Source organism: Pseudoruminococcus massiliensis (assembly GCF_900291955.1).
In the GTDB taxonomy this organism is placed as follows: domain Bacteria; phylum Bacillota; class Clostridia; order Oscillospirales; family Acutalibacteraceae; genus Pseudoruminococcus; species Pseudoruminococcus massiliensis.
The window spans coordinates 367,500-392,009 of record NZ_OLMR01000001.1; the positions used below are offsets into that span (position 1 = coordinate 367,500).

Here is a 24,510-nt window from a genome sequence, read left to right on the forward strand (position 1 = left end):
TTTTGACTTATATAACCTTCTAAGTTCGGCTTGCAAGAATCGGAATATAATGTTAAACTAATTATACTTTATTATAGAATTGGGGATTATTATGAGTGAAAACAGACTTGTTGCAACCTGTCTTTTAGGTTTAGAGGGCTTAGTCGCTGATGAACTTCGCAGAATGGATATTAAAAATGTAGAACCTCAGAATGGCAGAGTTCTTTTTTCGGGAAATCAGAGCGAAATCGCAAGGGCTAATATTTGTTCGAGATATAGCGAAAGAATACTTATAGAAATGGGCAGCTTTAGAGCATTAAGCTTTACCGAGCTTTTTGACAATGTAAAAAAACTTCCTTGGGAACAGTGGATTGGCAAAGATGACGCTTTTCCTGTCACTGGCAGAACTCTTAATTCTAAGCTTTCAAGTATACCTGACTGTCAATCTATCATCAAAAAGGCTATTGTTGAAAGACTTAAAACAAAGTATCGCATAAGCTGGTTTGAGGAAAGTGCTTCGTCTGTAAAGGTTAAATTTCTTATTATGAAAGATGTTGCAAGTATTATGATTGATACCTCTGGTGTCGGACTTCATAAGCGTGGCTATCGTGAAAATGCCGCTTCTGCACCTATTAAAGAAACTCTTGCGGCTGCTATGGCAGATTTATCACATATCAGACCATTCAGCAGAGTTATTGACCCATTCTGTGGCTCGGGAACTATTCTTATAGAATCAGCTTTAAAGGCTTTGAATATTGCACCCGGACTCCGCAGAAGATTTATTGCTGAAAAGTGGTCCTGTGCTGACCAAAATGCTTGGAGAGCCGAGAGAGAAAGAGCTCAGGACCTCATAGACCGCAGTGCTGAATTTCAGGCTTATGGCTACGATATAGACCCACAAGCAATAGAGCTTACAAACGAAAACGCAAAAAAAGCCGGTGTTGCTGCAAGAATCCATACAGAAGTAAGAAGTATTGCGGATTTCTCGTCAGACTTGCCGAAGGCGGCTGTTATATGCAATCCACCATATGGTGAAAGACTTCTTGATATTCAACAGGCACAGGATATTTACCGCACAATGGGAGAAAAATTTCTTAAGCGTGAGGGTTATAGCTATTGCATAATCAGCCCTGATGATAAATTTGAGGAAATTTTTGGCAGATCTGCGGATAAACGCAGAAAGCTTTATAATGGTATGATTAAGTGTCAAGTCTATATGTACTTCAAGAGGTAAATTGTGAATTATTTTACATTTGATAGTCTTTGTTTTAATATTTCAAACTCTGAGCAAGTTATAATTCTTATGATTTCGGCGAAAAGTGAGCATAGAGACTTTAAAGAATTTATAAATCGTGCTGTTGAAAGATGGTATGAAGAAAAATTATGTTATATAGGGATAGCTTTATCTGAACTAAAAGCACAAATAATAAACATACCTATATCCAATGAAGATAAACAATGTATGTTTCAAATGATTGAGGGTATGAACGAAAGAGTTCATATTCAGTTTGAAGAAATAGAAAATATAATAACCGTATTTGAAAGCGAATGGAATGACTGCACCTACGCTTTTGAAACAAAGAATTGCAGATATTATTTTAATTGGATGACAACTGCTTAATTTTGACATAGATTTACACTATGGATAATATAGAATTTAAGATAATGCAAAAAAGCAAAATCATATATTAAAGATTAAAGCTATATGAGATTGTTAATTTTTTTTGAATATGACATTTAGTACTTGATTTTTTCGTTGGAAAGTTTTACAATATATTTAGCACTCAAGAACAGAGAGTGCTAAATATTAAAAATCAATTTGCTATTATTTTAAAGGAGGCAATTTATTATGACTATCAAACCATTAACTGACAGAGTAGTCATTAAAGCGGAAGAATCAGAGGAAACAACTAAGAGCGGTATCGTTCTTACAGCTTCTTCTCAGGAGAAACCTCAGTTTGCAACTGTTGTTGCTGTTGGTGAGGGCGGAATCGTTGACGGCAAAGAAGTCAAGATGTATGTTAAGGTAGGCGATAAGGTTATCACAAGCAAATATTCTGGCACAGAGGTTAAGCTTGACGGTGAAGAATATACTATCGTTCGTCAAAACGATATTCTCGCAATCGTTGAATAATTTCAGCATTTCTAATATTTAATAGTAATTGGAGGAATATATCATGGCTAAACAAATTATATATGGCGAAGATGCAAGAAAGGCTCTTCTCAGCGGTATTAACCAACTCGCTGATACAGTTAAAATTACTCTCGGTCCTAAGGGCAGAAATGTTGTTCTTGATAAGAAGTTTGGTGCTCCACTTATCACAAACGACGGTGTAACTATTGCTAAGGAAATAGAGCTTGACGACCCATTCGAGAATATGGGTGCTCAGCTCGTTAAGGAAGTTTCTATCAAGACTAATGATGTTGCTGGTGACGGTACAACTACTGCTACACTTCTTGCTCAGGCTCTTATCCGTGAGGGTATGAAGAATGTTACAGCTGGTGCTAACCCAATGGTTCTCAAGAAGGGTATTCAGACAGCTGTTAATACTGCTGTTGAGGCTGTAAAGGCTAACTCTAAGGTTGTTTCTGGCACAAATGATATTGCAAGCGTTGCTGCTATTTCTGCTGCTGATGACTTCACTGGCAAGCTTATTGCAGAAGCTATGGAAAAGGTAAGCAAGGACGGCGTTATCACTGTTGAAGAATCTAAGACAGCTGAAACATATTCAGAGGTTGTTGAAGGTATGATGTTCGACAGAGGTTACATTGCTCCTTATATGGTAACTGATACAGATAAGATGATTGCTGACCTCGACAACCCATATATCCTTATCACAGATAAGAAGATTTCTAACATTCAAGAAATTCTTCCAATCCTTGAGCAGATTGTTCAGGCTGGCAGAAAGCTCCTTATCATTGCTGAGGACATCGAGGGCGACGCTCTTACAAACCTCGTTCTTAACAAGCTTCGTGGCGTATTTACTTGCGTTGGTGTTAAGGCTCCTGGTTTCGGTGACAGAAGAAAAGAAATGCTCCGTGATATTGCTATCCTTACAGGCGGTCAGGTAATTTCTTCTGAAATCGGTCTTGAACTCAAGGATACAACTCTTGACCAACTCGGTCAGGCTCGTCAGGTTAAGGTTGACAAGGAAAATACTATCATTGTTGACGGTGCTGGCAACGCAGACGAAATTAAGGGCAGAGTTGCTCAGATTCGTGCACAAATCGAAACAACTACTTCTGACTTTGACCGTGAAAAGCTTCAGGAAAGACTTGCAAAACTTGCTGGTGGCGTAGCTGTTATCAAGGTTGGTGCTGCAACAGAAGTTGAAATGAAGGAAAAGAAGCTCCGTATTGAGGATGCTCTTGCTGCTACAAAGGCTGCTGTTGAAGAAGGTATCGTAGCTGGTGGTGGTATCGCCCTTATGAACGCTATCCCAGCTGTTGAGAAGGCTATTGAGAGTGCAACTGGCGACGAAAAGACAGGTATGCAGATTGTTCTTAAAGCACTTGAAGAGCCAGTTCGTCAAATTGCAGAAAATGCAGGTCTTGAGGGTTCTGTTATCGTTGCTAATGTTAAGGCTGCTAACAAGGTTGGCTATGGCTTCAACGCATTCACAGAAGAATATGTTGATATGATTGATGCTGGCATCATCGACCCAACAAAGGTTACTCGTTCTGCACTTCAGAATGCTGCATCTGTTGCAAGTATGGTTCTTACAACAGAATCACTTGTAGCTGACATCAAGGAAGAAAAGGCTGCTGCTCCTGCTATGGACCCATCAGCTATGGGCGGAATGTACTAATTCATTAACCGTTGATTTTGGACGCATTTATAGTTAAAATTATGCGTCAGTTTAAATAGATTACGACTTTTTTCACAATATACTCCTAAAACAAAAGGGACTGTTCGAGAAATCGGGCAGTCCCTTTTGTGTGGGTGCCGACCCACGGCGAAGACGCGTAATCGCTCGGCAAGCCTCGCTCGACACTTATAAGGTAAGCTTATGGACGCGAATGACGAAACTACCGATTAGTTAGCAGATTTCTTTAAGATAAATAAAAGTTTTGCTCAAGCTTTTTCAAAAGCTTGCGGTTTCCAAAGGCGGAGCCTTTGGTGGGTTTTAAGGGCGAAGCCCTTAACATTCTTTGCTCCTAAAAGGCGGACTTTGTCCGCCATTATTTACTAATGTTGCTGCCAAAAAAATTTTAGTGGCGAACTTCGTTCGCCCTTTAGGGGCAAGAGATATTAAGGGCTTCGCCCTTAAAACCCACGAGGACTCCGTCCCTCGACCCTGCAAGCCTTTAAAAAGGCTTGACCTAAACTTTGAGTATCTTAGATAAGTACCTTAGTAAAGCAGTAAGAAGATACAAAACGATTTATTGTTTTAATTAGATATTGACAAATTCTGAAATTATATATACAATATATTAAGTAACATTTTTAAATGCTATGATGCGGAGGAGTAATTCGCTGGTTGCCGAATTAAGAGAACTGTCGGTTGGTGAAAGACAGTTCGGCACTCGAATGAAGGTCGCCGCTGAGCAGTTTTGCTGAAACTCTATGAGCATTAAGCAAAAACGCACGACAAGCGTTATTTCGTCATACATTTTACGGCTATCGCCGAGATGTAATTTTCAGAGAGTGGTACAACGAAGTTCCATATCCTTATGAGCCTTCGTCTCTTTTGAGAGATGACGGTTATTTTTTTACTTATTTTTACAAAATTTTATGCTTTAAACATAATTTAAGCATATAAAATGGAGGAGATATATTATGAAGCTTACAGGTGCAGAAATCATCGCAGAATGTTTGCTCGAACAGGGTGTTGACACTGTTTTCGGCTATCCGGGCGGTGCAGTTCTTAATATTTATGACGCACTCTATAAGTATAGTGACAAAATTAAGCATATCCTTACAGCACACGAACAAGGTGCTTCTCATGCGGCAGACGGTTATGCAAGAACCACTGGAAAACCTGGTGTTGTTATTGCAACTTCTGGTCCTGGTGCAACTAACCTTGTAACTGGTCTTGCTACTGCTTATATGGATTCTATTCCTATGGTTGCAATTACAGGTAATGTTTCAACCGACTTGCTTTCTCGTGATAGCTTCCAAGAGGTTGACATTACAGGTATTACTTTACCAATCACTAAGCATAATTTTATCGTAAAGGATATTGCTGACCTTGCAAATATTATTCGCAAGGCTTTCAGAATTGCCACTTCTGGCAGAAAAGGTCCTGTTCTCGTTGATATTCCTAAGGATATTACAGCCATAAGCTATGAATATGAACACGCTCCAATTCGTACTTATGAGAATGTAACTTCATCAAAGAATTATGAATTTGAAGCTGTTGCTCAAGCTATTAAAAACGCTAAGCGTCCTATGATTTATATGGGCGGTGGTGTTCTTCTCTCTGAGGCTACTGAACAGCTTATTAAATTTGCGGAAAAAATTGAATGCCCTGTATGCTCATCTGTTATGGGTCTTGGCGGTTTCCCTGCTTCACATAAGCTTTTCCTAGGTACTCTCGGTATGCACGGTGCTTACGAAACAGGTAAGACAACTGCCAACGCTGACCTTATCATTGCGGTAGGTGCAAGATTCTCTGATAGAGTTGCAGGTGATAGGGAGAAATTCGGCGAAAATGCTACAATCATTCATATGGATATTGATAAGGCAGAAATTAACAAGAATGTTAAGTCTAAATTTAGCCTTATCGGTGACTTAAAGGATACTCTTACAACTCTTACAGCTCTTTGTGAAAGCAAGAGTAATCCTGAATGGCTCAAGGAAATTTCAGATTGGAAAGCACAATTTGACAAGACTCCTGAATATAACTCAAAGGATTTCGCTCATGCTTACCATATCATAGAGTCTGTTCAAAAGCTTACAACTGCTGATGATATTATAGTAACTGATGTTGGTCAACATCAGATGTGGGTATCTCAGAAATATAAATTTGAGAAGCCAAGAACATGGTGTACTTCTGGCGGTCTTGGTACTATGGGATATGGTATGGGTGCTGCTATTGGCGCTCAGACTGCTAACCCTGACAAGCGTGTTGTACTCTTTACTGGTGACGGCAGTTTCCATATGAACCTTAACGAAACAGTAACTTTAAAATCATACAATCTTCCGATTATGGTTGTTGTTATGAATAACTCTGTTCTCGGAATGGTTCGTCAATGGCAAAAGCTTTTCTACGGACACCGTTTCTCTCAGACCGACCCTCACAGAGCAACTGATTTCGTTGAGCTTGCAAAGGCTTTTGGCATTGATGGTATGAGAGTTCACAATGACAGCGAGGTTGAAAGCGTTCTTGAAAAGGCATTTAACCTTAAAAAGCCTGTTATTGTAGATTGTGTTCTCTCCCCTGACGAAAATGTTCTTCCGATGATTCCTCCGGGAAAAACTGTTGACGATATGATTACAGAAATGGAGTGAGTTTAGAATGGTACACAAGCAGATTATCGGACTTTTTGTAAGAAACTACACAGGTGTTCTTCAGCGTGTAACAAGTCTTTTTACACGCAGAGGCTTTAATATTGACAGTCTTACTGTCAGCCCAACAAATAAAGAGGGTTACTCAAGAATTACTGTAAGAATCCTCGGTGACGATGAACAGCTTTCACAATTCATAAATCAAATGATGAAGTTGAATGATGTGAAAAAGGTTGAAGTTCTTCCTGAAAGCAGCTCTGTAATTTCAGAATTAATTTTCATTAAGGTTAAGATTAACAGCGAGGACAGAAATAAGATTCTTACAGCTGCATCTTCATATCACGCTTCTGTTGTAGATTTAGGAGAAACCTCTGCTACATTCAGAGCTTCAGGCTTACCTTCTGAAATTGATGAGCTTGTTTCAAGATTAGAACCATTCGGCATTATGGAGCTTGTTAGAACAGGTGCTATTGCCCTTCATTCAGGTGATGAGTGTATAGCAGACGATTTAGACATAGACTGACGGCGAGTGATTAGCTGATAAATTTTACCAAGACAATTAAAAGTTTTGCTCAAGCTTTTTCAAAAGCTTGCAGTTTCCAAAGGCAGAGCCTTTGGTCGCTCTCCACAGAGAGCGAAACACTTAATACTTCTCTAAGCGCAGGAGGGTAGAAAAACATTCCAGTGGAATGTTTTTCGTAGGGAACCCTCGCAGTGGGTTCCCTGATTGCGTGTATATTAGCTATCAAAACATAGAATAGCTTAATAAGTCTTACTCGTAGTGCATACAATAAATTAATTCTTACAGATAACGAAACCATCAATTAGTTGATAAATTTCAATAAAACAATTAAAAGTCTTACTTAGAACTCTTAAAGGTCTAAGTAAGACTTTTTTAGTTTATTCTTGATGATATGAACTTTGGAACTTCATCTGCTCTGATATTAAGAACAAGCGAAAATTCGGAATATAGCAATCTTTCTGCCTCTTTCATAAGCTGTTCATCTGAAAGGTGCATCTTTTTTCCATTTTTCAGCTGTTCTTGTTTATGTATATAAAGCTCTCGTATCATATTCAGGATTTCTAAACGATTGCCTGATGATAAAATTGTTCTGTAATGTTCTTTTCTTTCGTTATCATCTATAATCCAATTTATAGGCTTTGATGAAGCAGTTGTTATTAAATCACATATTTCTCCCTTAGATAAAATTCTTTTAATTCTATTGGTGAGGAGTTTATTATTTACAGGTACGAATATTGTCATTGTTTCATTGCTGAGCGGTGTTAAGATATAGTAATCTTTGATTACACCTGAAAATTCCTTTTGGCAAATATCTGTAATTCTACAAACACCATTTGCACCATATAATACAGTATCGTTTATGCTAAACATATTATCCTCCTTATTAAATTAACATAATTTATTTATAATTTTAATAATATCATAAAATTAAAATTATCGTAATACTTTACATTTAAAATTGTTTAAAATGCTTATAGCTGTTCATAACACTTTTGTGCAGTTTTTATAGTACAACCAAGCGGTTTTATGCGATTTTTAAAAAAATTTTTGACACAGTATTGCTTTTTTCTTATATTCGACTATTTTTTAAAATAGCCTTGACAAATCGGTTAGTATGTGCTAATTTATATATAGGATAGTTAATATTTCCTAACTCATTTTGAAAATAGGCAAATTGCGTCTATATAACTGAAAAGGAGTGAGCTATATGCCTTTAACTATGGCTGAAACTGGCGTAGAAAACCAGATTAAGAAAATTGGTGGCAAAAGTGATGTAAGACTTTTTCTTGAAAAACTTGGTTTCGTAGTAGGAAGTATAGTAACTGTTATTTCTCAAAACAATGGCAATCTTATCGTTAATATTAAGGATACTCGTGTTGCTATAAGCAAAGAAATGGCTTGCAAAATTATGATTTAATTTTGCTTGAATTTAATATATGATTTCAGAATTTATAAAGTAGGAGTTAAAGTTATATTTTCTCCTACTTTTAAATTCCTTAAATAATCAAAATTGAGAAAGGGAGAATGTATCATGACTCTTAGAGATGCAAAGGTTGGCGAAACTGTTAAAGTCGTCAAGCTTCATGGAGAGGGTGCTGTTAAGCGTCGTATTATGGATATGGGCATAACTAAAGGTGTAGAAATCTATATTCGCAAGGTTGCTCCGCTTGGTGACCCTATTGAAGTCACTATTCGTGGCTACGAGCTTTCTTTGAGAAAAGCTGACGCAGAAATGATTGATGTTGTTAAGTAAATTACTTCATCATCGTGCTTAGTCTTTGTTTTATGCTTAGGAATGTCTGAGCACTATGCAAAGGTTAGGCTAAACTAATATTTTGGGAGGAAAAGCTATGTCGATTAAAATCGCACTCGCAGGTAATCCAAACTGCGGTAAAACGACTTTATTTAACGCCTTAACCGGTTCTAATCAATATGTCGGTAACTGGCCGGGTGTTACAGTCGAGAAAAAGGAAGGTAAGCTCAAAAGCAATAAAGATGTTATTATTATGGACTTGCCGGGTATATATTCCCTTTCTCCTTATACTCTTGAAGAAGTTGTTGCAAGAAACTATCTTATAACAGAGCGTCCTGATGCTATTCTTAACATCATAGACGGTACTAACCTGGAAAGAAACCTTTATCTTACAACTCAGCTCACAGAACTTGGTATTCCTGTTGTTATCGCTATAAATATGCTCGATGTTCTCGAGAAAAAGGGCGATATTATCAACATTCAAGAGCTTTCTAAGAAAATTGGCTGCCCTGTTTATGAAATTTCTGCTCTTAAAGGCAAGGGTATTCAGGAAGCTGCCGATGCAGTTGTAAAATTTGCTAAGGAAAACAAGAAGTTTGAAGTTGCTCACGTTTTTGCTAAGAATGTTGAGGATATTCTTGAAAATATCGCTGAAAAGCTTCCTAAGGATATTCCTGAGGAGCAAAAACGATTCTATGCTATTAAACTCTTTGAGCGTGACAGCAAGATTCTTGAAACAAGAGAAGATTTTCCAGATATAGAGTCTATCATTGCTGACGCTGAAAATGAATTTGATGATGACTCCGAAAGTATCATCACAAATGAAAGATATACATATATCAGCAGTATTATTAAGGGCTGTTACAAGAAAAAGAGCAAGGAAAAGCTTTCAACTTCAGATAAAATTGACCGTATCGTAACTAACCGTTGGCTTGCACTTCCAATCTTTGCAATAATTATGATTATTGTCTATTATGTTTCTGTTACATCTGTTGGTTCTCTTGTTACTGACTTTACTAATGACCAGCTCTTTGGCGAAGATGGCTGGTATCTTTTCGGAATAGGCAGAAGCGACTATGATGCTGCTACTGATAAATTCGTCGAGGAGAATATTTTCAACCACAAGACGGAAATGGAAGCTGAACTCCAGAAGGCTGTTGATGAACATATAAAGGGCTCTGAAGAAATTCTTGCAGCTGTTCAGGACGAAGATTTTGATGCCTTTGAAGAGGCTATGGGTTCGTATAGTGTAGCTCTCGAAAGTGAAGGAATTGATATTTCTGAATATTATAATGATGATATTATGGAAAATGCTCCAGACAAAGCTGATTATGGTGTCTACATTCCAGGTATTACAACACTTGTAAGCAACGGTCTTGAGGCAATCAACTGTGTTGACTGGCTCTCAGCACTTATAGTTGACGGTATCGTCGGCGGTGTTGGTGCTGTTCTTGGCTTCGTTCCGCAGATGCTTGTTCTCTTTATCTTCCTTGCATTCCTTGAATATTGCGGATATATGGCTCGTATCGCATTTATTATGGATAGAATCTTCAGAAAGTTCGGTCTTTCTGGTAAGTCATTTATTCCAATCCTTATCGGTACAGGTTGTGGTGTTCCTGGCATTATGGCATCAAGAACAATCGAAAATGACCGTGACCGTAAGATGACTATTATGACCACAACATTTATTCCTTGTGGTGCTAAGCTTCCTATCATCGCTATGATTGCAACTGCACTCTTTGACGGTGCATGGTGGGTTGCTCCAAGTGCTTACTTCCTTGGTATCGCTGCAATCATTATTTCTGGTATCATTCTTAAAAAGACAAAGATGTTTGCTGGTGACCCTGCTCCATTCGTTATGGAGCTCCCTGCTTACCATCTTCCAACAGTCGGCTCTATTCTCCGTTCAATGTGGGAGCGTGGCTGGTCCTTCATCAAGAGAGCGGGTACAGTTATTCTTCTCGCATCAATTATTATCTGGGCTGGTTCTTCCTTCGGTATGGTTGATGGTTCATTCGGATTCAGCACAGAAATGGAACTTAACGACAGTGTACTCGGTATGATTGGTAATGCTATCTGTTGGATTTTCGCACCTCTCGGATTTGGCGAGGCTACTGCTACAATCGCTACTATCATGGGACTTGTTGCTAAGGAAGAGGTTGTCGGCGTATTTGGTGTCCTCGACTTCGAGGGTCTTGGTGCTCTTGCTGGATACGCATTCCTCGCATTCAATCTTCTCTGCGCTCCTTGCTTCGCAGCTATCGGTGCTATCAAGAGAGAAATGAACAGTGCAAAGTGGACATGGTTTGCAATCGGTTATCAATGCACATTTGCTTATGCAACTGCTCTTGTTATCTATCAGCTCGGTATGCTCTTCTCAGGACACTTCGATGTATTTACAATTATTGGCTCTATCGTTGCTTTCGCAATTATCGCTTTTGTTATTTATCTTCTTGTAAGACCTTATAAGGAAAGCACAAAGTTTACTCAGAAAGTTAAAATCAACGCTTAATCAGTTAAGGAGATGTTTCTTATGCTACAATTTTTAGCGACCTATGGTTCTTCAATTATTATTGCTCTTATTGTTGCTTTTATAGTATTTCTTGTAATAAGAAGTATGGTTAAAGAAAAAAAGAGCGGTAAAGGTGGCTGTGGCGGTTCATGTGCTTCCTGTGGTGGCTGTTGTGCAAGCTGTCACCCAACACAAGAAACATCAAAACACCAAAAACTAAATAATTAACTAAGGAGAGGGAAAGATTCGTCTTTCCCTCTTATCTATACGCTAAATGTTTTTTAGCTAACAGACTTGCTTTAAGACGATTAAAGTTTAGGTCAAGCCTTTTTAAAGGCTTGCAGGGTCGAGGGACAGAGTCCCTCGTGGGTTTTAAGGGCGAAGCCCTTAACATCTCTTGCCCCTAATGGGCGAACAAAGTTCGCCCATTTTTCGACTAATGTTGCTGACAAAAGAAAAAGCGTCGGACAAAGTCCGCCGCTCAGGAGCAAATAAATGTTGGGCTTCGCCCAAAGGTATTTCGCTCTCTGCGGAGAGCGACAAGGGCGTTGCCCTTGACCTATGAGCCTTTGAAAAGGCTCAAGCGAAACTTTTAATTGTCTTCTGGATAGCCTTTGAGCTAATTAATACATTTCTTCTTAAAAATTAACGTGAGGTGATATATATGCCAAGCTATGTTTCTACGATTATTATTTGTGCAGTTTTAGTTTTGATTGCATTCTTTGCAATTAGAAACTATATTAAAAAGCTCTCTAATGGCTGTTGTGGTGCAGAGGGTGACGGCATTCAAAAGGTCAAACCAAGTGATACAAACAAGAATAACTATCCTTTTTCAAAAACTATCGAAATTGAGGGTATGACTTGCAAAAACTGTGCCACAAGAGTGGAAAATGCTTTTAATTCTATTGATGGTTTCTACGCAAGTGTAAATCTCAAAAAGAATCAAGCTACTATACTTATGAAAGAAAATAAAGATGATGCCTTACTCAGACAAATTGTCCGTGACGCAGGCTATAAGCCTATAAGCATTCACTAAGTAAACAGACCTAATTTTTATAAAAAATAATTGACATTCCTCTTCCCTTGTGATATAATTTATAAGCCGCTTATCAGAGGCTTTTTTAAGCGAGCCTGAATGCTCCGCCTCAACATAGCGAGTTTAATAATAGGCAGGTGCCAAAAATGTACGCAGTTATTGAAACAGGCGGAAAGCAGTACAAGGTATCTAATGGCGATACTATCTATGTAGAAAAGCTTGACGCAGCAGAAGAGTCCACAGTTGACTTCAAGGTTGTAGCCGTAAGCACAGATGATGGCTTCAAGGTCGGTACACCTTATGTCGAGGGTGCAAAGGTATCAGGTAAGGTTCTTAAAAATGGTAAGGGCAAGAAGATTACTGTCTTTACTTATAAGCCTAAGAAGAGCGAAAAACGCAAAATGGGCCACAGACAGCCTTACACAAAGGTACAAATCGAAGCTATCGAAGCATAATGATTAATGCGGAATTTTTCTCTTTACCCACAGGCGAACTAATCGGTTATCGTATAAAAGGTCATTCAGATATGGCAGAAAGCGGACAAGATATTCTCTGCGCTTTCGTTTCGAGTGCAGCTATACTTACCGCTAATACTATTTCTGAGGTCATTAAGGCAAAAGCCGATATTTATGACGATGATGGCGAAGTTTATGTTATGATAAAGAGAAGTGACGCAGTGCTTTGTAAGGATATTCTTGAGGGCTTAAAGCTTCACCTTATAAACACTGAAGAAATGTATCCGAATAATCTTACTGTAAACTATACGGAGGTGTAACAAATGCTAAAGATTAATATTCAGCTTTTTGCTCATAAAAAGGGACAGGGTAGTTCTCACAACGGTCGTGAATCTGAGTCTAAGCGTCTTGGCACAAAGCGTGCAGACGGTCAGACAGTTCTCGCTGGCAACATTCTCGTAAAGCAGCGTGGAACACACATTCACCCAGGCAACAATGTTGGCCGTGGTTCTGATGATACTCTCTTTGCTAAAATTGACGGTGTTGTCAAGTTTGAGCGTGTTGGTCGTGACCGCAAGCAGGTTTCTGTTTACGCAGCTGACTAATAACAACTGATTTTTAATGGGAAATCCTTCAGGGGTTTCCCATTTTTGTTTTTATTGTTTTTCGATTACAACTTTCAAGTGTCTGCAAAATAAAAAACATAGCCCATTTCTGAGCTATGTCTTTTTTATTATGATTGTATCTTAGAGTACATCAAGCTTTAATTCGTCGCCATCTGCTCCGAGATGAATTCTGCCAATCGGAATGCTTCTATTATCAATAATTGCAGAGGCTATCTTATCTTCAACCTCTTTGCGTATTACATTTCTAAGGTCACGAGCACCACTCTTACCACCATAAGCCTTCTTAGCAAGAGCTTTCTGTGCATTCTCATCAAATGTAAATTCTATTCCCTTTTCTGCGAGAGAATCTATATATTCGCTAAGCATAAGCTTTGCAATCTTGACAAAATCGTCCTCACTAAGATGACGGAAAACTATAATCTCATCTATACGGCTTATAAATTCAGGTCTTAAAAACTCTGACAAGGCTGCATAAACCTTTTCTTTAGTTGCGTCTTCTTCTGTTTTGCCAAAGCCGAGTGCATTTTCTTTCTTGTTGCTTCCTGCATTGGAGGTCATAACGATAACTGTATTCTCGAAATTAACCTTTCTGCCGTGAGCATCTGTGATAACGCCTTCATCAAGGATTTGTAGGAGAATATTTAAAACATCAGGGTGAGCCTTTTCGATTTCATCAAAGAGCAATACGGAATATGGTCTGCGACGAACCTTTTCGGTAATCTGTCCTGCTTCATCGTAGCCGACATATCCTGGAGGCGAACCGATAATCTTAGAAACTGAATGTTTCTCCATATATTCGGACATATCAAGTCTTATAAGAGTTTCTGGAGTGTCAAAAAGCTCCTTAGACATAACCTTTACAAGCTCTGTTTTACCCACGCCAGTAGGTCCTACAAAGATGAATGATGCTGGTCGTCTTCTTGGGCTTATCTGAACTCTTGTACGCTTAACCGCTGCCGCAAGAGCTGAAATAGCTTCATCTTGACCAATAAGCTTCTCACGAAGCTTATCTTCAAAACCTGCAAGCTTATTAAGCTCGTTATCCTGAACCTTTGATGCAGGAATACCTGTCCAAAGCTCGATAACATGAGCTATATCGCCCTCTGTGACCTTGCAGCCAAGCGCTTCATCTTTAATATCATCAACAGCCTTTTCCGCAACAGAAATATCATATCTTAACTTTGCAAGCTTTTCATAATCAACATCTGTCTGGCTCTCAATATCTTCCTCTTGCTTTTTCATATCATCAAGCTTCTTCTTATTTTCGTCATACTCCTCAAGTCTGACATTTCTGAGTGAAGCATAGGTGCAAGCTTCATCAAGCAAGTCGATTGCCTTATCTGGCAAGAATCTGTCTGTAATGTATCTTTCTGAAAGTCTTACTGTTTTACGGACAATTTCATCTGTAACAGCTACTCTATGATATGTTTCATAGTAATCTTTGATGCCGGAAAGAACCTTTATTGTATCATCAATAGATGGCTCTGCTACTGTGATTGGCTGGAAACGCCTCTCAAGAGCAGCATCATTTTCGATGTACTTTCTATATTCAGCAAAGGTTGTTGCACCTATAACCTGAATAAGCCCTCTTGAAAGAGCAGGCTTCAGAATATTTGCTGCGTCCATAGAACCCTCTGCTGCACCTGTACCAATAAGGGTATGAATTTCATCAATGAACAAAATAATGTTTCCGTCCTCTTGAGCCTCATCAATAACACCCTTAATACGGCTCTCAAACTGTCCTCTGAACTGAGTTCCAGCTACAAGTGAAGTAAGATTGAGCAGGAAAATTTCCTTGCTTTTAAGGCGGAATGGAACATCACCACTTGCTATTCTAAGAGCCAAGCCCTCTGCAATAGCTGTCTTACCTACACCAGGCTCGCCTATAAGGCAAGGGTTATTCTTTGTTCTACGGCTGAGAATCTGAATAGCTCGCTCAATTTCTTTTTCACGACCTATAACTCTATCAATCTTTCCATCTTTAGCTTTCTTGATTAAGTCATCACAATAAAGCTCAATATGCTTTCTCTTTTTTTGCTTTTTCTTATCTTCCTTTTTCTTATCTCTATCAGACTTCTTGCCATCTACTGAAGACTTATCGCCCTTCTTGGACAATTCATCTTCTGGTTTGCTCATAGAAAAAAGGTTTTTAAAGAACGGTGGGAATGTTGGTGCGCCACCTGTTGTATAACCGTCATCGCTTTCATCATCTGGGTCTGTGCTATCGTCTGAAAGATTTGCCATATCTGTGTCTGCACTCATCAGTTCGTCCATTTGCTCCTGCATAGCATCGAAATCTTCCTCGGAAATTCCCATCTGATTCATAATATCTGTAACCTGCTTGATATTCAATTCCTTAGCACAAGAAAGGCAGTAGCCTTTTGTATCACTACTGTCGCTTCCTGTACTTACAAATACGACAGCAGGTCTTTTTTGACATCTTGAACATAACATTGTTTTCCACATCCTTAATTTAGGAATACATAATTATCGAGTTAATTATGTCTTACTTAACACAATAAACGCTTATATTTTTAGCTTTTAAAATGCGTCATAAAAAATTTATATCCTATTTTCTTAAAAAAGTCAAGCGAATTAAGGTATTTAACAGCATAAATAACCAACTTATTTGCATATGATAAAATATGGTTTATTTAGCTTTAGATTCGCTTTCAATCTTATCTATATCATTATTATTTCTATTTTTTATAAGCTTAACAAAAATTATAGCATAGCTTACAAACGCAACTATCATAGCAATAAGTGTAAGGCTCATAAGAATAATATCTAAAACATCATTTTTATAATTAAAAATAGCACTTAAACAAACCATAGTTGTAATGCTTACATAAAATATTGCTGTTGCAACCTTACCATACCATTTTGCAGCAGGTGGTCTTATCTTCATACAAAGTAAAACTGCACCACCAATAAGCATAAGTATATCTTTAGACATAAGTATAATAACAATAGGCCATACACTTGGGAATAATATTGCAAGACATATAACAACTGCAATAAGTGTAAGCTTATCAGCTATTGGGTCTAATATTTTTCCAAGCTGTGTGACTTGATTAAATTTTCGGGCTATAGCTCCATCGAACATATCAGAAAGCCCTGATATTAATAAGTATATGCCTGATTCTATAAATCTCTCATTCAAAAAAGAAATAACCAATGGAACAATTACCACAATACGAATAAACGAAAGGATATTTGGTATGGTTAGATTCTTCTTTAGAATATCTACTCCCTTGCTCATAAATTCTCTCCTTGAAAATATTATGCACCAGTAATAATCGAAATAATAAACGATGGAATATTTACATTATAAATCAATTTGAATAAAATACTTGAGTTTACAGCGTTATTAAAAGCATTATACGAATCTGCGTCCAGAGAAAGAACAATCGCATCAACTAAAATAATTAAAGTCATTATAATAAATATAGCCTTAACTAAACCAAATAAAGCACTAAAAATATTATTAAATATTTTTAAATCGTTATTAGCAAAATATTTAGAAAACTTAGATGATAAGGTTATTATAATAACCATAAAAATCGTAAAAAATACAACCATACTTATCTTTGTCATATATGAAATGACATATGGTGAAATCTGCTGCTCAATAGCTTCTGTAATAGTATTTGAATTATTTACTGTGCTTGAATTTAAAAAGTTTGATGAATTTATGCCATCAAAGCCTAATGAATTTTGAACCATTTTAGGCAACGCATTAAATATATTTTCAGAGATAAACCCACCATCTTTATAAATAACTGAATCTACCGAATTCATTATTGCACTTTTAAAGCTTATATTATATCCTGCTATTGCAAAGAACCAACCTAAAAAAGCAGAACCAACCGCCGATAATATTCCTCCAACAAATTCGATTATTGATGTAATCAAACCTCTTTTTATGCTCGTTGCTGTAATCAAGATTATAATAACCACAGTAGTTATATCCAAAGCAACACTCAACATATCCATAAAAATATCTTCCCTCTTACCACCACAATTATCTGTTTTTTAGAACAAAAATATCGAATAAATTTTCACCATCACGAATCGAATATTTTGTAGAATAACAGATAAATATATAATATCACATAAGAGGAAAAAGCACAACATCTAAATTTAATAGAGTTTATACTTAGTTTTTTATAAAGTATTACAATAAAAGAGTTTTACATTATTTATATGGCACAAGCTTTTTAAAGTGGTAAAAGAAAAACGCCTTTCGGAACTACCGAAACAGCGTTTAAACTTAGCCTTATTGGCCATTATAAATCAAACTATAATCAGACAGCAGCCTTACGGACAAGTGCTGATTTCTTTCTAGCAGCGGTATTCTTATGGAGAAGACCCTTAGAAACTGCTCTGTCGATACTGCTTACAGCAGCACGAACTGCTTGCTCCTTATCTGCCGCATTGTTTTCGATAGCTGTATTTGCCTTCTTAATAGAAGTTTTAAGTGCGGAATTAGCAGCCTTATTTCTCGCAGTCTTAACAGCGATAACCTTAACACGCTTCTTAGCTGACTTAATATTAGGCATATGTGGCACCTCCTTTTTAAATGCTCTCGTAATAGATATAATAACATAATCCGGGCAAAATTGCAAGCATTTTTTTATTTTTGATAACTTATATGTCCTAAGGTTTATTTATATCAAAAAATATGTTTAAATGCACAAGTTTATTTTTTATTTTTAGATTCGTAAACTTTTAAGACATCTTCTACCTTGCCATCGCAAATAACTGTACCACTTTTGAGATATATTGCACGAGTACAGACTTCTTCGACATTATCTTTATTATGGCTGACGAAAAGAACTGTTACTCCTGATTTAATCAAATCTTTAATTTTGTTTTTACACTTCTTTTTAAAGCTTGCATCACCAACGCTGAGAGCTTCATCAACAACAAGTATATCAGGCTCTATATTGATATTTATAGCAAAACCAAGACGCATTTTCATACCGCTTGAATAGGTTCTGACAGGCTGGTCTATATATTCGCCAAGGTCGGCAAACTCTACTACTCTATCCTCCATATTACCTTTGATTTCCTTATCCTTTAAACCAAGAAGGTAGCCTTTGAGATATATATTTTCTCTGCCTGTCATTTCATTTGAAAAGCCTGCTGTAAGCTCAAGCAAGGCAGCAACTCTGCCCTTTACTATAATATCACCTGTATCAGGAAATGATACTCCTGTAATCATTTTTAAAAGAGTAGATTTACCAGCACCGTTGTTGCCAACTATGCCAACAGATTCACCTTTATAAATCTTAAAGCTTACATCATTGAGTGCCTTATGCTTATGAAGCTTTTTAGAATGATAAAACAACGCTGAAAACTGCTCTCTGCTACTTTTATATAATGTATAGGTTTTACTTACATTTTTAAATTCGATAATAGGCGTTTCTTTAGCCTCAATCTCGTTGCTCATATACGCACCCTTTCATAATGAAATAAGCTTATTATTTCATTAGACTGATGATATAAAAATCATACAGCCGTAATTTTCCTACTATAATAAGAATTTTACATTCATAAGTATTATTTGTCAATAAGCGTATTGATAGACTTATTTAAAATTTGAGTTTAAAATTTATGGAAATCATAAAATTACAGAATAAAAATACTTTACATTCGCCAAAAACAGGTATAAAATAAAACTATAAATCATTTATGATTGGAGAAGATAACAATGAAGGTTATGGTTGAAACATCTGCACGCCATGTGCATGTAACACAGGAAACTCTTGAGAAGCTCTTTGGTGCAGGAGCTACTCTTACTAAGAAAAAAGAGCTCTCACAGCCTGGACAATTTGCAAGTATGGAAAGAATTACTATTGTTGGCCCTAAGGGAGAAATGAAGAATGTTTCTATCCTTGGTCCTGTCAGAAAGGCTGACCAGGTTGAGCTTTCACTCACTGATTTAAGAAAAATCGGTATTGCTGCTCCTGTTCGTGAATCTGGTGACATTGAGGGTACTCCTGGATGTAAGCTTATTGGTCCTGCTGGTGAAGTTGATATTGAAAAGGGTGTTATCGCTGCAAAGCGTCACATTCACTTCACACCCGAAGATGCAGAAAAATTTGGCGTTAAGGACAAGCAGATTGTCAGCGTTGAAGTTGGTGGAGAGGGCAGAAAGCTTATCTTCGGAGATGTTGTTGTAAGAGTAAGTGAATCTTATGCAGCTGCTATGCACATCGACACAGATGAATCTAACGCAGCAGGTCTTCCTGGAACTGTTGAAGGGGAAGTTATTGTTGGCTAAAAGCTAACAAATAATATATAAAATAATATATAAAATAATATATAAAATAATATATAAAAAAACGGCAGGGCTTTACTTTAAATGAACCGACCTCCAAATCGTTAGATTTTGGTCTAACTTTTTTGGGGTCGGTTCAAAATAAGCTCTGCCGTTAATTATTTAAGAAAAATTCAACACTGAAATGGAGTATATAACTGGAACTACTATACAGCCTGTTATAATTCCTAAAGCCACACCTGCTAAAACATCTGTAATGTAGTGAACCAAAAGATATGTACGAGAAAATGCAATTAATGCTGCTAAAAAGAGCATCGGAATTGCAAGTATTGGGTGCATAAAGAACATAACTGTTGTTGCTGCAAATGACGAGGTTGTATGTCCAGACGGAAATGAATAGTGCGGAGGATTTTTTATTAAAAGTTGTTCTTCGCTGACCTTATGACAAGGACGAACTCTGCCAACAATATTTTTTATCGTAACCTCTCCACAAAGCCAAGAAACAATAATTGCTATTATTATGGCTATTCCAGAGGTTCTATATTTCTGAAAAGGCAATAAAGCTATTGCAAGAACAAACCATACTAAGCCACTATTTCCAATAGTTGTTGCACCAACCATTATTTTGTTCAACCGCTTAGTACGCAGTTTTGAAATTCTATCAAGCATACGGTTGTCCCAATCCTGAATGCGACTAAGCATATTACTCACCTCCGAAACAAAATTCAGCAAAATATATCCGACAAGCCTTTTCACTTGCCGAATACATTACTATTCTTATTTATTATAACACATTTTAAGATAAAACGGTATACATTTTTCTCGGAAATGAGTACCAACATTTTATACTTTTTTTGATAAATCTGCACAGAATATAAAGTTTTATATCAAATTTAGCATAACTATATATAGTATCAATTGTATTTAAAAATTATTCAGATTCAAGCTCTATAAGATGTGCTACTCCTGGGATACTTTCACCCTGTTGTGCCGAGGTTGGCGACATTAAAGCTCCAGTTGCAATAAACAATACTCTTTTAAGCTCACTATTTTTCATTTTTTGTAATACATATGAACAAAATACCGAGCCACTGCAACCACAACCCGAACCGCCTGCGTGAACATCTTGAGAATTTATATCGAAAATCATCAAGCCACAGTCATTATGCTGACGACTTATCTGCAAGCCTTCCTTTTCGAGCAATTCTAAAAGCAAGGTTTTTCCGACCATACCGAGGTCACCTGTTAGAATTAAATCAAAATTTTGTGGCTTTTCTTTTGTATCTGAAAAATAATCAAGTATAGTCTGAGCCGCCGCAGGAGCCATCGCCGCACCCATATTATTGGCATCTTTAATACCCATATCAGTGATTCTTCCGATTGTTATACGCTTGATTTTTACGCCACTTCCACCTCTCTGAATAATTGCGGCTCCAGAACCTGTAACTGTCCATTGAGCAGTCGGTGTTCTCTGTCCTCCATATTCAAGCGGAAAACGGAATTGTCTTTCTGCTGAACAGAAATGTGACGATGTAACAGCGACACATCTATCAGCGGCAAAGCTATCTGCGAACACTGATGCCATTGAAATTGTCTGAGCCATTGTAGAGCAAGCTCCATATTGACCAAGGAAAGGTATTCCCAAGGCACGAAGCCCAAATGTTGAGGAAATACACTGATTAAGTAAATCTCCTGCGAAAATATAATTTATACTTGAGGCATCTATATCCGCCTTTTTTAGAGCTAATTCTACCGCAGACTTTTGTAGAAAGCTTTCAGCTTTTTCCCAAGAGGATTCGCCAAATTTATCATCGCTGTATGTTTTGTCAAAATATTTAGCAAGAGGACCTTCTGCCTCTTTATGACCAACAATAGCAGCATTATTTAATATTCTAACATCATTTTCGATTTCAAGAGTATATTTTCCTATTCTTTTTGGCATATCTTATGCATCCTCCAATATGAGATTTCATAGATATTATTTCCAAAGTAGATTTATTTATTCAAAAATAAAATCGGTGGATTTAGTCCACCGATTTAGAAATCAAGAGAATTTAAGGGCTTTGGCCTTAAAGCCCACGACCTTACAAGCCTTTAACAAGGCTTGAGCGAAGCTTTTAATTTATATAATATATTTTATTCGATATAGTCAAATTCAATTTCGTAAATGTCTACTGGGTCGCCCTCAGCTATGCCAGCTTCTTTAAGAGCATCAATAACGCCTGTTTTTATAAGCATACGCTGGAAGTACTGTACGGATTCGCTGTCATCAAAGTTGATTGAACGAATAAGCGTAAGCAACCACTCGCCCTCAACAAAGAATATACCGTCCTGAACTGTAACCTTGACTTCTTGCTTACCAAGCTCGTCCTCCTCTATAACCGGAGCTGGCTCTGGCTCGTAGTGAGAAATAGGAGGAAGTTTAGAGAGCATCTCTTGAATACGCTTTAAAAGCGGTTCTGTCTGATATGCAATAGCCGCCATTATTGGGAAAAATTCATATCCTTGGTCTTCTATGAACCTTCTGAAATCTTCAACAGCCTCATCTGTTGTAAGGTCACACTTGTTACCTGCAACAATCATTGGACGCTCTGCAAGTTCTGGATTGAATTTTTTAAGTTCTTCATTTATAATACGGAAATCTTCTTTCGGGTCTCTGCCCTCACTGCCTGAAACATCAACTATATGAACAAGCATACGACAGCGTTCAACATGACGCAAGAACTGATGTCCTAAGCCTACGCCTTCACCCGCTCCCTCAATAAGTCCAGGAATATCTGCCATTACAAATGAGCTTCCCTCGCCCATTCTGACAACACCCAAAACTGGAGTTATTGTTGTGAAATGATAGTTAGCAATAACAGGCTTTGCCTCACTTACAACTGAAACAAGTGTACTTTTGCCAACATTAGGATAACCAACCAAGCCAACATCTGCAAGAAGCTTTAATTCAAGAGAAACCTCCATACTCTCTCCGGGCAAACCAGGTTTTGCAAAGCGTGGAGTTTGTCTTGTAGGTGTTGCGAAATGAGTATTTCCCCAGCCACCTCTACCACCCTTTGCAACAATAACAGGCTCATCATCTGAAATATCAGCAATAATTCTGCCTGTATTAGCATCTTTAATAAGAGTTCCACGAGGTACACGAATAACTAAATCTTCAGCTTTCTTACCATTACAGCGAGCACCTCTGCCGTTCTCACCCTTTGCTGCTTTATACTTGCGTTTATAGCGGAAATCTGCCAAGGTTGAAAGGTTATCATCAGCCTTGAAAATTATATTTCCTCCTCGACCGCCATCTCCACCGTCCGGACCACCTGCGGCAACATATTTCTCTCTATGAAAGGCAACCGCACCATCTCCGCCGTCACCTGCTGTTATCTGTATCTTAGCTACATCTACAAACATTATAAATTTCCTCCTTTTTAAAAAGATTAAATCTTCTAAAGTGTTTCTCCATCAACTAATAATATTTTATTATATCTATAAAATTTCTCACAGCCAAATTCTTCAATAAATCTAAGTGTATATATATTTATTGAAAGCTCTGTTACAAAGACAGTCATTTCCTGAGTTGCTCCAAAAATAAGCTCCATAAAATCAAAGGCATATTCCAGCGACTTAGAAAGCTCATCAATGTCATTATCAAGTAGTGCTGTATCTGCATCAAAAAGATTTTTAAGAGTATCAAAGCTTTCAGAATATTTTGAATTTTCTATATATTCTTTAAGCTTTTTGGCAGTGGCTTTTAGAACTTCTGCTCTTTCGAGCGTTATTCCCTCACTGCCATATTCTTCTCTTAAAGAATTTATTTGAGCAAAAAGCAACTTTGAGATTTCTCCGCTCTCAGAAGATTTAATCTCTTTCAAAATATCAAATATTTCAGTAATAGTATTATTCTTAAACAGTACCGCCTTTGCTCTGTTTGCAAGCTTAGAAACAAGTATAGATACTACACTAAGTCTTTCATCAAATGGTGCACCGCTAAGCTTTTTGAGATTATAGTTTTCAAATCTGCCTGCAAAAACCTCATCAATCGGATATTCTTTTTCATAACGGATATAAAGCTCATAATAATTTGCAAAATCTACCGCAATTTTTCTATGCTGAATAAACTGATAAACTATACTATCACTTATCTGTACTCCCATCTGTTCATAAATGCCCATAGTCTGCGACAAATCTTCCCAGCCACGGGCTGTGGCAAATTCTGTTCCATCTACGCTTTCTTCAATTCGATAGAAATTATTTCGTCTTAAATCAAGATAGGAAATAATCGCAGGGTGAATCCCTTTTTTATAAGCATATTCTTTCCAGACAGGGAAATTTTCTCTTACATCTATACGCTTTACTCTATCGAGTGTTACTATATCAAGCTCTCGGACAGATTTATTATATTCTGGTGGGTTTCCTGCAGTAGCAAGCACCCAGCCATTCGGTATATCTGTATTGCCAAAACGCTTGAATTGCAATAATTCAAGTATTGCAGGAGCAAGAGTTTCTGAAACACAGTTAATTTCATCTATAAAGAGTATGCCCTCTTTAAGTCCTGAACTCTCTATTTTATCATAAACAGCAGCAATAATTTCACTCATGGTATATTCTGTAACAGAATATTCCTTGCCCATATAATCTTTTTTTACAATAAAAGGCAAGCCTACTGCACTCTGTCTTGTATGGTGAGTAATTGTATAGGAAACTAAGGCAATTCCACATTCCTTTGCGACTTGCTCCATAATCTGAGTTTTGCCTATTCCAGGAGGCCCCATAAGTAAAATTGGCCTTTGATGTACTCTTGGAATTATATACTCACCCTCTGAGTTTTTACTCAAGTATGCCTTAACTGTATTTATAATTTCAAGCTTTGCTTCTTTAATATCCATTATATA

The 24,510-nt window shown here is 37.3% G+C and carries 25 protein-coding genes and 1 other annotated feature; of the genes, 15 read left to right on the forward strand and 10 right to left on the reverse strand.

Features of this window, described 5'->3' with window-relative positions; all coding sequences use genetic code 11:
- Positions 1–91 precede the first annotated feature (91 nt).
- The 6 genes from C9914_RS01755 to ilvN all read left to right on the forward strand — a co-directional run bounded on the left by C9914_RS01755 (position 92) and on the right by ilvN (position 6,953).
- Complete coding sequence (locus tag C9914_RS01755) at positions 92–1,213, forward strand: THUMP domain-containing class I SAM-dependent RNA methyltransferase (protein WP_106762948.1); 1,122 nt, start codon at positions 92–94, stop codon at positions 1,211–1,213.
- A 3-nt stretch (positions 1,214–1,216) separates the two neighbouring features.
- Complete coding sequence (locus tag C9914_RS01760) at positions 1,217–1,600, forward strand: hypothetical protein (protein ID WP_106762950.1); 384 nt, start codon at positions 1,217–1,219, stop codon at positions 1,598–1,600.
- Positions 1,601–1,828: 228 nt separating this feature from the next.
- Positions 1,829–2,113 (forward strand): co-chaperone GroES, encoded by a 285-nt coding sequence (locus C9914_RS01765; protein ID WP_022263866.1) that lies wholly within the window; start codon positions 1,829–1,831, stop codon positions 2,111–2,113.
- A 43-nt stretch (positions 2,114–2,156) separates the two neighbouring features.
- Positions 2,157–3,788, forward strand: coding sequence for a chaperonin GroEL (gene groL, locus C9914_RS01770; protein ID WP_106762951.1), 1,632 nt, complete (start codon positions 2,157–2,159; stop codon positions 3,786–3,788).
- Positions 3,789–4,426: 638 nt separating this feature from the next.
- Positions 4,427–4,672 (forward strand) — a binding site (T-box leader).
- Between the two features lie 87 nt (positions 4,673–4,759).
- The gene (gene ilvB / locus C9914_RS01775) at positions 4,760–6,433 is read left to right on the forward strand and encodes a biosynthetic-type acetolactate synthase large subunit (protein ID WP_022263864.1); all 1,674 of its coding nucleotides are present in this window, start codon (positions 4,760–4,762) and stop codon (positions 6,431–6,433) included.
- Positions 6,434–6,440: 7 nt separating this feature from the next.
- A complete protein-coding gene (gene ilvN / locus C9914_RS01780) occupies positions 6,441–6,953 on the forward strand; it encodes an acetolactate synthase small subunit (protein ID WP_022263863.1) in 513 nt (170 codons plus the stop codon).
- Positions 6,954–7,325: 372 nt separating this feature from the next.
- On the opposite strand, the gene C9914_RS01785 is transcribed toward ilvN, so the two are convergent.
- Complete coding sequence (locus tag C9914_RS01785; protein ID WP_022263862.1) at positions 7,326–7,823, reverse strand: CarD family transcriptional regulator; 498 nt, start codon at positions 7,821–7,823, stop codon at positions 7,326–7,328.
- A gap of 337 nt (positions 7,824–8,160) precedes the next feature.
- Between C9914_RS01785 and C9914_RS01790 the strand changes: the two genes are divergently transcribed.
- The 8 genes from C9914_RS01790 to rpmA all read left to right on the forward strand — a co-directional run bounded on the left by C9914_RS01790 (position 8,161) and on the right by rpmA (position 13,314).
- Entirely contained in the window at positions 8,161–8,370 is a 210-nt protein-coding gene (locus C9914_RS01790; RefSeq protein WP_022263861.1) for a FeoA family protein, read from the forward strand.
- Between the two features lie 111 nt (positions 8,371–8,481).
- Positions 8,482–8,706 (forward strand): FeoA family protein, encoded by a 225-nt coding sequence (locus tag C9914_RS01795; protein ID WP_106763261.1) that lies wholly within the window; start codon positions 8,482–8,484, stop codon positions 8,704–8,706.
- 97 nt (positions 8,707–8,803) lie between these two features.
- Positions 8,804–11,218: a ferrous iron transporter B gene (gene feoB, locus C9914_RS01800; RefSeq protein ID WP_106762953.1), complete on the forward strand. Its 2,415-nt coding sequence runs from the start codon at positions 8,804–8,806 to the stop codon at positions 11,216–11,218.
- A 21-nt stretch (positions 11,219–11,239) separates the two neighbouring features.
- Entirely contained in the window at positions 11,240–11,446 is a 207-nt protein-coding gene (locus tag C9914_RS01805; protein WP_022263858.1) for a FeoB-associated Cys-rich membrane protein, read from the forward strand.
- A 436-nt stretch (positions 11,447–11,882) separates the two neighbouring features.
- A complete protein-coding gene (locus C9914_RS01810; RefSeq protein WP_106763263.1) occupies positions 11,883–12,254 on the forward strand; it encodes a FeoB-associated Cys-rich membrane protein in 372 nt (123 codons plus the stop codon).
- 146 nt (positions 12,255–12,400) lie between these two features.
- Positions 12,401–12,709, forward strand: coding sequence for a 50S ribosomal protein L21 (rplU, locus tag C9914_RS01815; protein WP_022263856.1), 309 nt, complete (start codon positions 12,401–12,403; stop codon positions 12,707–12,709).
- The gene (locus tag C9914_RS01820) at positions 12,709–13,029 is read left to right on the forward strand and encodes a ribosomal-processing cysteine protease Prp (protein WP_022263855.1); all 321 of its coding nucleotides are present in this window, start codon (positions 12,709–12,711) and stop codon (positions 13,027–13,029) included. The genes rplU and C9914_RS01820 overlap by 1 nt, the downstream gene beginning before the upstream one ends.
- 3 nt (positions 13,030–13,032) lie before the next feature.
- The gene (gene rpmA, locus C9914_RS01825) at positions 13,033–13,314 is read left to right on the forward strand and encodes a 50S ribosomal protein L27 (RefSeq protein ID WP_022263854.1); all 282 of its coding nucleotides are present in this window, start codon (positions 13,033–13,035) and stop codon (positions 13,312–13,314) included.
- 141 nt (positions 13,315–13,455) lie between these two features.
- Here rpmA and C9914_RS01830 read toward each other — a convergent pair whose 3' ends face one another.
- The 5 genes from C9914_RS01830 to C9914_RS01850 form a co-directional block, all read right to left on the reverse strand.
- On the reverse strand, positions 13,456–15,789 hold the full coding sequence (locus C9914_RS01830) for an ATP-dependent Clp protease ATP-binding subunit (RefSeq protein ID WP_106762955.1): 2,334 nt from the start codon (positions 15,787–15,789) through the stop codon (positions 13,456–13,458).
- A gap of 196 nt (positions 15,790–15,985) precedes the next feature.
- Positions 15,986–16,597, reverse strand: a complete 612-nt coding sequence (locus C9914_RS01835; RefSeq protein WP_106762957.1) for a CDP-alcohol phosphatidyltransferase family protein — start codon at positions 16,595–16,597, stop codon at positions 15,986–15,988.
- A gap of 20 nt (positions 16,598–16,617) precedes the next feature.
- Positions 16,618–17,331, reverse strand: a complete 714-nt coding sequence (locus tag C9914_RS01840; protein WP_022263851.1) for a CvpA family protein — start codon at positions 17,329–17,331, stop codon at positions 16,618–16,620.
- 311 nt (positions 17,332–17,642) lie between these two features.
- Positions 17,643–17,897 carry a 30S ribosomal protein S20 gene (gene rpsT, locus C9914_RS01845; protein WP_022263850.1) on the reverse strand — a complete coding sequence of 85 codons (255 nt, stop codon included), beginning with the start codon at positions 17,895–17,897 and terminating at the stop codon, positions 17,643–17,645.
- A gap of 140 nt (positions 17,898–18,037) precedes the next feature.
- On the reverse strand, positions 18,038–18,790 hold the full coding sequence (locus tag C9914_RS01850) for an ABC transporter ATP-binding protein (protein ID WP_022263849.1): 753 nt from the start codon (positions 18,788–18,790) through the stop codon (positions 18,038–18,040).
- Positions 18,791–19,051: 261 nt separating this feature from the next.
- On the opposite strand from C9914_RS01850, the gene C9914_RS01855 reads away from it, so the two are divergent.
- The gene (locus C9914_RS01855) at positions 19,052–19,624 is read left to right on the forward strand and encodes a PduL/EutD family phosphate acyltransferase (protein ID WP_022263848.1); all 573 of its coding nucleotides are present in this window, start codon (positions 19,052–19,054) and stop codon (positions 19,622–19,624) included.
- A gap of 159 nt (positions 19,625–19,783) precedes the next feature.
- On the opposite strand, the gene C9914_RS01860 is transcribed toward C9914_RS01855, so the two are convergent.
- The 4 genes from C9914_RS01860 to C9914_RS01875 all read right to left on the reverse strand — a co-directional run bounded on the left by C9914_RS01860 (position 19,784) and on the right by C9914_RS01875 (position 24,504).
- Positions 19,784–20,323: a phosphatase PAP2 family protein gene (locus C9914_RS01860; protein ID WP_106762959.1), complete on the reverse strand. Its 540-nt coding sequence runs from the start codon at positions 20,321–20,323 to the stop codon at positions 19,784–19,786.
- A 229-nt stretch (positions 20,324–20,552) separates the two neighbouring features.
- The gene (gene spoVAD, locus C9914_RS01865; protein WP_022263846.1) at positions 20,553–21,563 is read right to left on the reverse strand and encodes a stage V sporulation protein AD; all 1,011 of its coding nucleotides are present in this window, start codon (positions 21,561–21,563) and stop codon (positions 20,553–20,555) included.
- A 194-nt stretch (positions 21,564–21,757) separates the two neighbouring features.
- Positions 21,758–23,029 (reverse strand): GTPase ObgE, encoded by a 1,272-nt coding sequence (gene obgE / locus C9914_RS01870; protein WP_106762960.1) that lies wholly within the window; start codon positions 23,027–23,029, stop codon positions 21,758–21,760.
- A 35-nt stretch (positions 23,030–23,064) separates the two neighbouring features.
- Positions 23,065–24,504, reverse strand: a complete 1,440-nt coding sequence (locus C9914_RS01875; RefSeq protein WP_106762962.1) for an AAA family ATPase — start codon at positions 24,502–24,504, stop codon at positions 23,065–23,067.
- Positions 24,505–24,510 lie beyond the last annotated feature (6 nt).